We start from the raw sequence: 13,373 nt of genomic DNA, 5'->3' as shown, positions 1-13,373 counted from the left end.
GCGGTGAAGCCGGTGCGCCTCGGGGATTTGTCGGTGGGCTTCGTGCACACCCTGGCCGACGCGATCCACAGCCACGGCCTGGACCCGCAACCGCTCTTGCTGCAATACGGCCTAGACCCGGCGCGCCTCGCCGAAGCTGGCGCGCGCTTGTCGATCCCGCGCTATATGCGCCTGGGCCATGCGGCCATTCAACTGACCGGCGACCCCGGCCTGGGCTTGCGCATGGGGCAACTCAGCCGCTTGAGCCAAGCGGGACTGGCTGGTGTCACCGCCGCACAGGCGCCTAACGTACGCGAAGCCGCTCGCACCCTGACGCGCTTTGAGCCGCTGTATGGTGCCAACTATCGCGGGCAATCGAGTTTTCATGAGGATGCCGAAGGCGCCTGGCTGCGTTTCTATTCCATCAGCCCCTACAACGCCTACAACCGTTTTGTGGTGGACTCGATCATTTCCAGCTGGTTGCATCAGCTCGCCAACCTGGCTCAACAACCGTTGCTGGCGCAACGAATCGACATCGAGTTCGATGCCCCCGAGTACAGCGAGCAGTACAGCCTATTGGGCGCCAACCAGGTCCACTTCGGTGCCGAGGCCAACCAGTTGCGCCTGAGCCAATCCACCCTGGCAATGCGTAACCCGCAGCATTGCCCAAGTACCTGGCAGCTCTTGCTGCAATTGTGTGAAAGGGAGTTGGAGCAGTTGACCCGCACCCGCAGTTTGCGCGAGCGCATTACCCGGTTGCTCGGGCCGATGCTCAACGGCGGCCGGGAACCCGACCTGGAAGAAGTGGCGGCACGCTTGAAGCTGCCGACCTGGACATTGCGCCGTAAACTGGCCGAAGAAGGCACTCAATTCCGCGCGATTCTCAACGATACCCGCCGCGACCTGGCCATGACCTACATTCGCGATACGGAACTGGCGTTCGGCGAGATCGCCTACTTGCTCGGCTTTGCCTCAGCCCAAGCCTTTCAACGGGCATTCAAGCGATGGAACAACCAGACCCCAGGGGAATTTCGCCGCAGTCAGCGGCATTCCGCCTGAAGTCGGTCTTACAGCTCGGTGGCGTCGTCGGCCGGATCCAGCGGATCGAATTCAAAGGCCTGGTACTCCAGCAGTTCTTCCTGGTAATCGTCCATCATGGACTCCTTCTTGACGTTAAAAGTGGCTGCAGATAAATGACCTGCATCACCAGCCTAAAGTGCCGTCATGACGAAAAAATGTCTGCGCCATGACGTTCCTGCACTTCAAGATTAAACGTAGCAGCGTTATGCGGATTTAGCGCCAGGGCTTTGAAGCGCGATTGCAATCAGCTACGCACTGAAATGGACGGCAATGCATTCCATTGTGGGAGGGGGCTTGCACCCTCGCACATGAGATCTGCATCAGGTTTCAGCTTTGCGTCGGCCACGGGTTTGAACACCCGCCTCCACTGCCATCCCGGCGGTACGCTCCAACGCCTCGGCAAACGCCCGGCGCTGCTCCGGTTCGATCTGCGACAGGAACAACTCGTCCACCGTACTTTCGTAGATCTTCCACATTTTTTTACGCAACGCCCGGCCGGTATCGGTGATCGACGCAAATGCCGCGCGGCCATCGCCGTCGGAGCGTGAACGCAGCACCAGGCCCTCCTTTTCCAGGCGGTCTACCAGCCGCGTGAGGTTATAGCGCTCAATGGCCAATACATCGGCCAACTCGTGCATGCGGCGGGTGCCTTCGGGGCCGCTTTCTAGACCCCACAGTGCGTCGTACCAGGCGTAAGGGGGCAAGTCGGCGGCCGCCAGGCGGCGCTCGATTTCACGGATGACCGTCCTGTGGGCCCTGACAAAACGGAACCATACATCGGGCTCTTTCGACGACATGCAACACCATCCGGTGGATTTCAAGAAAGTTGCAATAGTAGCTCATCCCGCGCTAGATTCGGCCATGTAGTTGCAATTGCAACAACATTGACGACGCTCCCACAAGGAGCCCGCCACTTGAAATCCGCCGACCCTGGAGCCTCACATGACCCCGAATAACGAAGTCAGACGCGACGTCGATCCACAGGAAACCCGCGAGTGGCTGGAGTCCATCGAATCGGTGCTGTCCACCGAAGGCCGCCCGCGCGCCCATTACCTGATCGATCAGTTGCTGGATTTCGACGTGGCGCAGCATGGCGACTTCTATGGGCGGGTGACCACGCCTTACGTCAACACGATCCCGGTGGATCGCCAGTTGCCCTACCCCGGCAACCTGGCCATCGAACGCCGCACCAATGCGTTTATCCGCTGGAACGCCATGGCCATGGTATTGCGTGCAGGCAAACACTCCGGTGTGGGTGGGCATATCGCCACTTATGCGTCAGCCGCTGTGCTTTACGACGTCGGCTTCGACCACTTCTTCCGTGGCCGCACCGACCGCTTCGACGGCGACCTGGTGTACATCCAGGGGCATTCCTCGCCTGGCATTTACGGCCGCGCCTACCTCGAAGGCCGCATCAGCGAAGCACAACTGGATAACTTCCGCCGTGAAGCCGGTGGTGAGGGCATTTCGTCCTACCCCCACCCACGACTAATGCCGGACTTCTGGCAATTTCCTACGGTGTCCATGGGACTGGGGCCGATCACGGCGGCCTATCAGGCGCGTTTTATGCGCTACCTGGAGTTTCGTGACCTCAAGCAACACCAGGGCCGTAAGGTCTGGGCATTCCTGGGTGATGGCGAAATGGACCAGCCGGAATCCCTGGCCGCCATTTCCCTGGCCGGACGCGAGAAACTCGACAACCTGATCTTCGTGGTCAACTGCAACCTGCAACGCCTGGACGGCCCGGTACGCGGCAACGCCAAGGTGATCCAGGAATTCGAAAGCCTGTACCGCGCCGCCGGCTGGAATGTGATCAAAGTGATCTGGGGCGGTGGTTGGGATGCACTGCTGGAAAAAGACACAAGCGGCCTGCTGCGCCAACGCATGATGGAATGCGTGGACGGTGACTATCAGAACTACAAATCCCAGAACGGCGCCTATGTGCGCGAACACTTCTTCGGCAAATACCCGGAGTTGCTGGCACTGGTTGCGGACCTGTCCGACGACGACATCTGGAAACTCTCACGGGGAGGCCATGACCCGGACAAGGTCTACAACGCCTATGCCGCCGCCGTGCGTCACAGTGGCCAACCGACGGTGATCCTGGCAAAAACCGTCAAGGGCTTTGGTATGGGCGAAGCCGGCGAAGGCCAGAACATTAACCACCAACTGAAAAAGATGGGTGCCGACGCCGTCAAGGCCTTCCGCGACCGCTTCGGCCTGGAGGTGCCCGATGAGCAACTTGCTGAAATTCCTTACCTCAAGCCCATAGCCGATAGCGAAGAAGCCCGTTACTTCGCCGCACGTCGCCAGGCCTTGGGCGGCTATGTGCCCGCGCGCCACACTGCGGTCGAATCGCTGCAGATCCCCGAACTGAGCGCCTTCGCCACTCAGCTCAAGGACACTGGCGAGCGCGCGATTTCCACCACCATGGCCTTCGTGCGCATCCTCGGCACCCTGCTGAAAGACCCGCACCTGGGCAAGCTGATCGTGCCCATCGTGCCGGACGAATCACGCACCTTCGGCATGGAGAGCCTGTTCCGTCAGATCGGCATCCACTCCGCCGTCGGCCAACTCTACACCCCACAGGACTCCGGGCAACTGAGCTACTACAAGGAGAGCAAGGACGGACAGATCATGCAGGAAGGCCTGAATGAGTCAGGCGCCATTTCCTCATGGATCGCGGCGAGTACGTCCTACAGCAACCACGGCCTGATGACCGTGCCGTTCTATATCTTCTATTCGATGTTCGGTTTCCAGCGCGTCGGCGACTTGGCTTGGGCGGCGGGAGATGCGCGCGCGCGTGGTTTCTTGCTGGGCGCCACGGCCGGGCGTACCACGCTGATGGGCGAAGGCTTGCAGCATGACGATGGTCATAGCCATATCCTCTCGTCGGTGATTCCGTGCTGCATCTCTTATGACCCGACCTTTGCCTACGAACTGGCGGTGATTATTCGCGAGGGCATGCGGCGCATGTACGTTGAGCAAGAGGACATTTACTACTACATCACCCTGCTCAACGAAAACTATCCGCACCCGGCGATGCCCGAAGGCGTGGAAGGCGGCATTCTCAAAGGTATGTACAGGCTCAGCGCCAACCCTGAGGCGCAAGTGCAACTGATGGGCAGTGGTTCGATCCTGCGAGAAGTGATCGCCGCCGCTGAACTGCTGGCCACCGACTTCGGTGTGCACGGCAACGTGTGGAGCGTGACCAGCCTCACCGAGTTGCGCCGTGACGGGCATGCGGTCGAACGCTGGAACCTGCTGCACCCGGAAAGCGAGCCTCGCGCGAGTTATGCAGAGCAATGCCTGGCCGGGCACTCGGGGCCAGTAGTGGTGGCGACGGACTACGTGAAACTGTTCGCCGATCAGCTTCGTCCGTTCGTGCCGGGCCGTCGCTTTGTCGCGCTGGGCACTGATGGCTTCGGGCAATCAGACACCCGGGAAGCCTTGCGTGAGTTCTTTGAGGTGGATCGCCACTTCATCGCCCTGGCCGCCCTGAAGGCGCTGGCGGATGACGGCATGATCGGTCGCGACAAGGTCAGTGAAGCGATCAAACGCTACGGGATCAACGTCGACAAGGTGAATCCCGTAGCGGTCTGAACTACTGCGCAGGCGTTGGCAGGGGCGGAATCGCTTCTGTCGGCGCAGGCAGGTCCGGCGTGGTCGTGGCGGGGGCGGGCTCGGCCTGCGGGGCAATCGGTGCGGCTTCAGGCGCAGGCACAACCGGCTCCGCAGCAGCTGGTACGGCAGGCTCTTCCTTCGGCGCCTCGACTTTCTCCGCAGCGGGTGCGGCCTTCGGCTCCGGCACACCGAGGTCCGCCTTTGGCTGCTCGGGGATATGCTCAGCCTTCTTCACTTCCTGGGGCAGGAAGACGTCCACCAACGCAAAGTAGCGATCGTAGAACTTCGGCGCGGACACCGTTTCACTCGCCACCTTCACCATCGAGTCATCGGTGGAGCCAATCGGCATCGACACCGACCCCAGCACGCCTACACCCAGGCTAGCGGAGTTGTTGACCTTCTTCAGCGCATAGCGATCCTGAAGGGCGTTGGCAAACATCGTCGAGTGCTTTTTACCTTTGCCGTCATCGGCACACACCACGTTGAAGCTGATCTGCAGGTGAGTTTCGCCGGTCTGCTGGAAACTCTTGTTACCCACGACCAGTTTCGGGTCGCTGCTGGTGATGATGTAGCCCTGGCTCAGCAAGGCACGCCGCGCGGCCTCGCACGCTGCTACATCGCTAACGGGGTAATCCCGGGAAAACGTACCGGAGTCGTCGAAGTTCTCATGTTCATAAATAGCGGTCTTGGGTGACGAGCAGCCCGCGGCGCCCGCCAGCACCAGCGCCAGCCCGAGGCTACGCAAGTGGAATGATGTCGACATTGAAGATCCTGAGGAAAACGGTCTGGGCGGTATTGTGCAACAGAACGAGGCCTTGGCGCGCGCATTCCTGTCGGTAAAACGTCACAGGGTTACGCACCGGGGCCTGCAGGGAAAAGCCCGGCGCACATATGGTCAATAAACACGCGTACCTTGGTCGAAGTATGGCGACCGGGCCACAACATCCAGAAACTGCCCCGGTGTTCCAAGTAATCATCCAACACCCGTTGCAAGCGCCCCTCGCCCACGGCCTGGTTGACCATGTAGTCCGGCAGGCAGGCAATGCCCAAACCCTCGAGCACCACGTGGTTCAGAGACTCAATGGTGGTACTGACCAACGGCGTACGTAACAGCGGTTCCGCAGCACCCGGGGCAAGACGCAACGGCCAGGGCTCGAGCTTGCCCGTGGCGCAGAACTTGTGGCGCAGGCAGGCGTGGCCATTCAGGTCCTGCGGTTGCTGCGGGGTGCCGTGTTGGGCGAAGTATCCCGGTGTGGCGACGAGCACCAACTGGTAGTGACCCAGGTGGCGCGCTATCAACCGCGAATCTTCCGGCTTGCCCGTGCGAATCACCGCATCGAAACCTTCCTCGATCACGTCCACCATACGGTCAGAGAAATCCACATCCAACTCGATATCCGGATAGACGCGCATAAAGTCACTGAATACTGGCATCAACAAGCCCCGCACCTGCGGCACACTGATGCGCAGCTTGCCCCGTGGGGTTGCACCGGCGTCTGTCAGTTCCTGCTCGGCTGCTTCCACCTCAGCGAGAATCCGCCGCGACCGTTCAAGGAACAGCGAGCCTTCACTGGTCAAGGTGATACTGCGCGTGCTGCGGTGAAACAGCCGCACGCCCAGGCGCTCTTCCATCCGCGCAATGCTTTTGCCTACAGCCGACGACGACACCCCCAGCACACGGCCGGCGGCGGTGAAGCTGAGCGTCTGCGCCACCTGCACGAACACCGAAAGGCTGCCCAAGCTGTCCATGATCCCGCCTTCAGCAATTGCGGACACTTGCGTCCGATAAGTTCGGAACTTTAGCCTGTTTTTCCGTCAACCACAGCCCCCTACTCTGCCTGCTTGCCCTTTTACCTGGATAAAACGTCATGAGCAGCAGCCCTTCACTCACCGCATCAGCCCAGCGGGATTCATTACCGCTGGGCGGTCTACTGGCCCTGGCCAGCGCTGGCTTTATCACCATCCTCACCGAAGCCATGCCCGCCGGATTACTACCCCAGATAGGCGAAGGCCTAGGCGTGTCGCCCGCCCTGGTCGGTCAACTGGTCACGGTCTATGCCCTTGGCTCGTTGCTGGCGGCCATCCCCCTGACGCTGCTGACCCGCGGCTTGCGCAGACGACCGTTACTGCTGATGGCCATCGGCGGCTTTGCCTTGGTCAACAGCATAACCGCGCTGTCCAGCCACTACGGGCTGACCCTCGTGGCGCGCTTTTTTGCCGGGGTCTTCGCCGGGCTGCTTTGGGCGTTGCTAGCGGGTTATGCGAGCCGAATGGTGTCGCCACACCTGCAAGGTCGCGCCATTGCCGTGGCCATGCTGGGTGCACCGCTGGCGCTGTCACTGGGTGTGCCTGCGGGCACCTTCCTCGGCACCACCGTTGGCTGGCGCCTGAGTTTTGCAATCATGACCGGGCTGACCTTGGTGTTACTGGCTTGGGCACGCTGGCAACTGCCGGATTTTGCTGGCGAACGGGCGGATAAACGCTTGGGGCTGCGCCAGGTGCTGAACCTGCCAGGAATTCGTCCGGTGCTGTGGGTAACGTTTACCTACGTGCTGGCCCACAACATTCTCTACACCTACATCGCCCCGTTGCTGGTGCCCGCCGGGATCGATGCGGATGTTGACCGAGTGCTGCTGATGTTTGGCCTCTCGGCGGTGCTTAGCATCTGGTTGGCAGGTGTGTTGATTGACCGGTGGCTGCGCGCCTTACTATTAATCAGTTGTGCGCTGTTTGGCCTGATCGCCCTGGCGCTGGCGTTCTGGATCAATGTGCCGGCAGTCATCTATACCGCCGTGGCGTTATGGGGCCTGGCGTTCGGCGGCCTGCCGGCGCTGTTGCAAACCGCACTGGCCCAATCGGCGGGCGAGTCGGCGGATACCGCACAATCAATGCTGGTGACCGTGTGGAACCTGGGGATAGCCGGTGGCGGGCTGGCGGGTGGCGTGTTGCTTCAGGGCTGGGGCGTCGCGGGCTTTCCATGGGCCGTTATGCTACTGATGCTACTGGCCTGGGCCGGCGCATCACAGACGGCGCCCCAACAGTTGGCCCGGCCAGCCCGCCAAGTCGAATGTTGAAATGCGCTCGTAGCCACAGGACTCATAAAAACGCACCAGATCCCCTGTCCCGCCGCCGTAGCAGTCCACACGCAAACGCGTGACGCCTACTGCCCGGGCCTGGTCATCGGCAAAGGCCATCATGCGCCGCCCAAGGCCGCGAACACGCGGGTCACGCGCGGCAATCAACAGGCGCACATACACCTCGGGCTCAGTCGCCGACGGTACATAAGGCATGGGATCGCCCAAAACCAGCGCTCCACGGATACGCCCTGCGGGGTCCTCTACCACCCACGCCCCTGGCAACGCGCAGGCTTCAGCCACTTGCGCGACCCGCCGGGGCGACGCCGACCAGGGCTCGGTGCCCCACTGATGGGTATTGCCTATGCCAACGAACCAGGCGACCACCTCGTCGAACACCTGCAGCACGGCAGAAACATCCGCCACACGGGCGCGGCGAATCAGCAAGCCGTCCATTCCTTGAATCAACATGCTTGGAACTCCTGGGTCGACGATACCGAGCACCCAGTCTAGCGCACATAAAAAAGCCCCCGGTCTTTTCAGGCCGGGGGCTTCTTGTTCAAACCAACATCAGTACTTCTTGATATCAGCCTTGGTTTCCAACTGCTTGCGGTACGCTGCGAAGTCCTGCTGGCCGACACGGGAAGCGAGGAAGCGGCGGTATTGGGCCTTTTCTTCTTCCGATGGGGCTGCAGCTTCATTCACGCCGTTCAAGCGCACGATCGCCAGGCTACCGTCAGCCAGGGTCACGGTGGTGAAGGTCGGCTTGTCCTTGACCGCAGGCTTAGGCATGCGGAACAGGGCTTGCAATACGGCTGGGTCGATCGCTTCCTGGCTACGGGTAGCCGCTTCAGTGACTTTCCACGCCTGACCATCGACCGGCTGGTTCAGCGGTGTCTTGCCATCACGCAGGTTGGCGATCAGCTCGTCAGCGTGAGTCTTGGCAGCCGCGCTGGCGCGCTCCTTGGCCATCTGCGTGCGGATTGCCGCAGCAACGCTTTCCAGCGGCAGTTGCGCAGGTTTGCGGTGCTCTTTGGCACGCAGCACGATGATGGTTTCCGGGTCCAGCTCAATGGCGGTGCTGTTGGCACCTTCATCCAGCACTTCCGGGCTGAACGCAGCGGTGACCACGGCACGGTTGGCCGCGACACCGTCACCACCTTCACGGCCAAACGGTGCGGAGGTGTGCACGGTCAGCTTCAGGTCAGAGGCAGGCTGAGCCAAATCAGAAGCTTCGAATGCCGCATCTTCCAATTGCTTGGTCGCTTCGACAAAACGCTGCTCTACCTGCTGGGCCTTGAGCTCACGGGTCAGTTTGTCTTTCAGGCTGGCGAACGTCGGCACTTGCGGTGCTTCAACGCCCAACAACTTGATCAAGTGCCAACCGAAGGTGCTGCGCACCGGCGTCGAGACCTGGTCCTGTTTCAACGCATACAGGGCCGTTTCGAAGTCCGGATCGTAGACGCCAGGGCCAGCGAAGCCGAGGTCACCGCCGTTGTTGGCAGAGCCAGGATCCTGGGAAAACTCCTTGGCCAGGGCTTCGAACTTCTCACCTTTGGCCAGGCGTGCCTGGATTTCTTCGATCTTAGCCTTGGCTTGCGCGTCGGAAACCTTGTCGTTGACTTCAATCAGGATGTGCGCCGCGCGACGCTGTTCAGCGAGGTTGGCGGTTTCTTTCTGATAGGCCGCCTGCAGCTCTTCGTCCTTGACGTTGACCTGGTCGAAGAAAGAAGACTTCTTCAATTCCAGATAGTCGATGACCACCTGGTCCGGGGTCATGAACTCTTTGGCGTGCTGGTCGTAGTAAGCCTTGACCTCTTCGTCGGTGAGCTTCACCGCCGCAGGGTTGGCCTTGATGTTGACGGTGGCGAAATCGCGAGTCTGTTTTTCCAGACGGGCAAATGCGAGCACTTCGGCATCGGTGACAAAGCCGCTACCGGCAATGCCTGCGCGAACCTGACCGATCAGCATTTCCTGGGTCATCATCTGACGGAACTGCAGACGGCTGTAGCCCAACTGACGGATCACCTGATCAAAGCGTTCGGCGTTGAACTTGCCGTCAACCTGGAATTCCGGCGTTTGCAGGATCACCTGGTCCAATGCAGCTTCAGAGAACCCGAACTTGGAATCGGCAGCACCTTGCAGCAGCAGCTTGCGGTCGATCAGGCCTTTGAGAGCCGCCTCGCGCAGCAGTTTTTCGTCGAGGAGCGAAGCGTCGAAATCCTTGCCCAACTGTTGCATCAGCTGTCGACGTTGCATGTCGACGGCCTGGCTCAGCTCGGTCTGGGTGATTTCTTCACCGTTGACCTTGGCCACGTCCTGCTTGTTAGTACCCGAAGCCTGGAAAATGGCTTCGATACCGGTGAACGCCATCAATGCGACGATGATCCCGATAATGGTCTTGGCAATCCAGCCTTGTGAATTGTCCCTGATATTTTGCAGCATGCGTCCCCCAGAAACGGTTGAACTTCAAAAATTGGCAACCGTGGAGCGTGGGTAGAATCCGGATAGAAGAAAGGCGCATCCGAGGATGCGCCTTCTCGTAACTGGCGGAGCGGACGGGGGGTTGAACTTGCACCCCCGGCGTGGCGACCCAATGGATACGTGGGTCAGCTACCGCTCCGCTGCCAGGCCAGACCTGCGTCCGACCCGGGTAGCAAAGGCTTGAACGAAGTTTAGTTAACGGCTTCTTTCAGGGCTTTACCGGCTTTGAAACCTGGTTTTTTGGCAGCAGCGATTTGCAGTGCTTTGCCAGTCTGTGGGTTGCGGCCAGTGCGAGCTGGGCGGTCAGTCACAGAGAACGTACCGAAGCCTACCAGTACCACGGAGTCGCCGGCCTTCAGAGCGCCAGTGACGGATTCGATTACTGCATCCAGCGCACGGCCAGCAGCAGCTTTCGGGATATCAGCGGATGCAGCAATAGCATCAATCAGTTCCGACTTGTTCACTCTAAGTCCCCTTATATATCTATTGAGTATGATTCTAAGTTTTTTGGTAAACAGCAAAAACCAGTGCTGAATGGCCTACAGACACTTAAGAGCCGCTTTATAACAAGGGCTCTAAAAAGCTGTCAAGGAAGCCTCCAGGCTTATTCACATTAATGCGTGCTAATTCTTTCCTTGGAATCAGACTCTCGTTTTTCATCCTTGGCAACTATCTCCGGAGCCACATCCGGCAAGGGCTCTGGCGCGTATTGCAGCGCAATTTGCAGGACCTCGTCAATCCATTTAACCGGTTTAATCTGAAGATCCTGCTTGATGTTGTCAGGAATTTCCTTCAAGTCGCGAACATTCTCTTCAGGGATGATCACTGTTTTGATACCACCCCGGTGTGCTGCAAGCAATTTCTCTTTCAGACCACCGATGGCCAATACCTGACCACGCAGGGTGATTTCCCCAGTCATGGCAACGTCGGCACGCACCGGGATGCCGGTCAATGCAGACACCAAGGCCGTGCACATGCCTACGCCAGCGCTAGGGCCATCTTTAGGCGTAGCACCTTCCGGCATATGGATGTGAGTGTCATGCTTCTCGTGGAAGTCCAGGGGGATCCCCAGGCTTCTGGCGCGACTGCGCACCACGGTCTGCGCGGCAGTGATGGATTCAACCATCACGTCACCCAGGGAACCGGTCTTGATCAGCTGGCCTTTGCCTGGAATCACAGCAGCCTCGATGGTCAGCAATTCCCCGCCCACCTGGGTCCACGCCAAGCCAGTCACCTGACCGACTTGATCCTGCTGCTCGGCCAGGCCGTAGCGGAATTTCTTCACACCCAGGAAGTGCTCCAAGGAGTCGGCCACCACCTTCACGGAGAAGCGTTTTTCCAGCGCATGCTCTTTGACTGCCTTGCGGCAAATCTTCGCGATCTGGCGCTCAAGGCCCCGCACACCGGCCTCGCGGGTGTAGTAACGCACGATGTCGCGGATCGCTTCGATGTCAAATTCGATCTCGCCCTTCTTCAGGCCATTTGCCGAAATTTGCTTGGGCGCGAGGTACTTGACCGCAATGTTGATCTTCTCGTCCTCGGTGTAACCCGGTAGACGAATCACCTCCATCCGATCCAGCAAGGCCGGCGGGATGTTCATGGAGTTGGAAGTGCAGAGGAACATTACGTCAGACAAGTCGTAGTCGACTTCCAGGTAATGGTCGTTGAAATTATGGTTTTGCTCAGGGTCGAGCACTTCCAGCAACGCCGATGCCGGGTCGCCACGCATGTCGCTGCCCATTTTGTCGATTTCATCAAGCAGGAACAGCGGGTTGCGCACACCCACCTTTGTCATCTTTTGAATCAATCTTCCTGGCATCGAACCGATGTAAGTTCGGCGATGACCACGAATTTCCGCTTCATCACGCACACCGCCGAGCGCCATGCGCACGAATTTGCGATTAGTCGCACTGGCAATCGATTCGGCGAGAGAGGTTTTACCAACACCTGGAGGTCCGACCAGGCACAACACCGGACCACGAATTTTCTTCACGCGCTTTTGCACGGCGAGGTATTCGAGAATCCGCTCTTTGACTTCTTCGAGGCCATAGTGATCGGCGTCGAGAATTTCCTCGGCACGTGTCAGGTCCAAACGCACTTTGGTCTGGGCCTTCCACGGCACTTGCACCAGCCAGTCGATATACGAGCGCACTACGGTCGCTTCAGCGGACATCGGCGACATCTGCTTGAGCTTGTTCAGCTCGGCATTAGCTTTGGTAAGAGCGTCTTTCGGCAGGCCTGCGGCATCAATGCGCTTTTTCAGCTCTTCGATTTCGTTGTGGCCCTCCTCGCTGTCGCCAAGTTCTTTCTGAATGGCCTTCATCTGCTCATTCAGGTAGTACTCGCGCTGGCTACGCTCCATTTGTTTCTTCACGCGACCACGAATGCGCTTCTCAACCTGCAACAGGTCGATTTCGGCATCCAGCAACGCTAGGACATGTTCAACACGGGCCGACAGGTCGATGATTTCGAGGATGTCTTGCTTCTGCTCGATCTTCAGCGCCATGTGTGCGGCCATGGTGTCGACCAGACGGCTTGGCTCATCAATGCTATTGAGGGAAGACAGGACCTCAGCCGGGACTTTTTTGCCCAACTGCACATACTGCTCGAACTGCGAGAGCAGGCTGCGTACAAAAACTTCGGATTCGCGCTCAGGGGCTTCGACTTCGTCGATCAGCGCCACTTCGGCGCGCAGATGACCATCCACCTCCATGAAACGCTCTACAGCACCTCGTTGCTCGCCTTCTACCAGCACCTTGACGGTGCCATCAGGCAGTTTGAGCAGTTGCAGGACAGTAGCAATTGTACCGACGCGATACAGGGCGTCTTCGCCTGGATCATCATCGGCAGGATTTCTCTGGGCCAACAGCAGGATCTGCTTGTCGCCCGTCATCGCTGCCTCAAGGGCTTCGATAGACTTCTCGCGCCCCACGAACAGCGGGATAACCATGTGCGGATAAACGACGACATCACGCAACGGCAGGAGAGGCAATTCAATGGTTGTCTTCATGATTTCGCCTCTATGACAGTTGAAAAATAAGCTTGAAACCAAGATGGGGGCTGCATGCAAAAAAAACAAGCTTATTGCCAGCAGTTAAACGCAGTAAACGCTTCAAGATAAAAGTCGCACAA

10 protein-coding genes are annotated in these 13,373 nt (G+C 59.2%); 3 read left to right on the top strand and 7 right to left on the bottom strand.

The genetic code is table 11. The annotated features are described in order from the left end of the window. Positions 1-3: 3 nt before the first annotated feature. Positions 4-1,038, top strand: a complete 1,035-nt coding sequence (locus AOA61_RS01530; RefSeq protein ID WP_032889894.1) for an AraC family transcriptional regulator — start codon at positions 4-6, stop codon at positions 1,036-1,038. Between the two features lie 341 nt (positions 1,039-1,379). Here the strand turns inward: AOA61_RS01530 and AOA61_RS01525 are convergent, their stop codons facing one another. After that, entirely contained in the window at positions 1,380-1,856 is a 477-nt protein-coding gene (locus AOA61_RS01525) for a MarR family winged helix-turn-helix transcriptional regulator (protein WP_095184389.1), read from the bottom strand. Positions 1,857-2,001: 145 nt separating this feature from the next. Between AOA61_RS01525 and aceE the strand changes: the two genes are divergently transcribed. Further along, entirely contained in the window at positions 2,002-4,662 is a 2,661-nt protein-coding gene (aceE, locus tag AOA61_RS01520; protein ID WP_099600970.1) for a pyruvate dehydrogenase (acetyl-transferring), homodimeric type, read from the top strand. A gap of 1 nt (position 4,663) precedes the next feature. On the opposite strand, the gene AOA61_RS01515 is transcribed toward aceE, so the two are convergent. Further along, positions 4,664-5,446: a DUF2242 domain-containing protein gene (locus AOA61_RS01515; RefSeq protein WP_095184387.1), complete on the bottom strand. Its 783-nt coding sequence runs from the start codon at positions 5,444-5,446 to the stop codon at positions 4,664-4,666. A gap of 89 nt (positions 5,447-5,535) precedes the next feature. Further along, positions 5,536-6,432 (bottom strand): LysR family transcriptional regulator, encoded by an 897-nt coding sequence (locus AOA61_RS01510; RefSeq protein WP_099600969.1) that lies wholly within the window; start codon positions 6,430-6,432, stop codon positions 5,536-5,538. 119 nt (positions 6,433-6,551) lie between these two features. Between AOA61_RS01510 and AOA61_RS01505 the strand changes: the two genes are divergently transcribed. Beyond that, positions 6,552-7,757 carry an MFS transporter gene (locus AOA61_RS01505; RefSeq protein WP_099600968.1) on the top strand — a complete coding sequence of 402 codons (1,206 nt, stop codon included), beginning with the start codon at positions 6,552-6,554 and terminating at the stop codon, positions 7,755-7,757. Here the strand turns inward: AOA61_RS01505 and AOA61_RS01500 are convergent. The 4 genes from AOA61_RS01500 to lon form a co-directional block, all read right to left on the bottom strand. After that, entirely contained in the window at positions 7,704-8,228 is a 525-nt protein-coding gene (locus AOA61_RS01500; protein ID WP_099600967.1) for a GNAT family N-acetyltransferase, read from the bottom strand. The two genes, AOA61_RS01505 and AOA61_RS01500, sit on opposite strands and share 54 nt — an antisense overlap. A 99-nt stretch (positions 8,229-8,327) precedes the next feature. Further along, positions 8,328-10,202 carry a SurA N-terminal domain-containing protein gene (locus AOA61_RS01495; protein ID WP_099600966.1) on the bottom strand — a complete coding sequence of 625 codons (1,875 nt, stop codon included), beginning with the start codon at positions 10,200-10,202 and terminating at the stop codon, positions 8,328-8,330. Positions 10,203-10,432: 230 nt separating this feature from the next. Then, complete coding sequence (locus AOA61_RS01490; RefSeq protein WP_003174819.1) at positions 10,433-10,705, bottom strand: HU family DNA-binding protein; 273 nt, start codon at positions 10,703-10,705, stop codon at positions 10,433-10,435. A gap of 149 nt (positions 10,706-10,854) precedes the next feature. Beyond that, complete coding sequence (gene lon, locus AOA61_RS01485; protein ID WP_032889909.1) at positions 10,855-13,251, bottom strand: endopeptidase La; 2,397 nt, start codon at positions 13,249-13,251, stop codon at positions 10,855-10,857. Positions 13,252-13,373: the final 122 nt, after the last annotated feature.

Origin of the sequence: Pseudomonas sp. 2995-1 (assembly GCF_002742505.1) — a bacterium.
GTDB classification, from domain to species: Bacteria; Pseudomonadota; Gammaproteobacteria; order Pseudomonadales; family Pseudomonadaceae; genus Aquipseudomonas; species Aquipseudomonas sivasensis.
Note: the sequence above shows the minus strand (reverse complement) of the source record. Positions and strands in the feature narration are given on the sequence as shown.

Bases quoted from the DNA above. Each gene is read 5' to 3' on its own strand.
- AOA61_RS01525 (WP_095184389.1), bottom strand. From the start codon at position 1,856: ATGTCGTCGAAAGAGCCCGATGTATGGTTCCGTTTTGTCAGGGCCCAC.
- aceE (WP_099600970.1), top strand. From the start codon at position 2,002: ATGACCCCGAATAACGAAGTCAGACGCGACGTCGATCCACAGGAAACC.
- AOA61_RS01515 (WP_095184387.1), bottom strand. From the start codon at position 5,446: ATGTCGACATCATTCCACTTGCGTAGCCTCGGGCTGGCGCTGGTGCTG.
- AOA61_RS01510 (WP_099600969.1), bottom strand. From the start codon at position 6,432: ATGGACAGCTTGGGCAGCCTTTCGGTGTTCGTGCAGGTGGCGCAGACG.
- AOA61_RS01505 (WP_099600968.1), top strand. From the start codon at position 6,552: ATGAGCAGCAGCCCTTCACTCACCGCATCAGCCCAGCGGGATTCATTA.
- AOA61_RS01500 (WP_099600967.1), bottom strand. From the start codon at position 8,228: ATGTTGATTCAAGGAATGGACGGCTTGCTGATTCGCCGCGCCCGTGTG.
- AOA61_RS01495 (WP_099600966.1), bottom strand. From the start codon at position 10,202: ATGCTGCAAAATATCAGGGACAATTCACAAGGCTGGATTGCCAAGACC.
- lon (WP_032889909.1), bottom strand. From the start codon at position 13,251: ATGAAGACAACCATTGAATTGCCTCTCCTGCCGTTGCGTGATGTCGTC.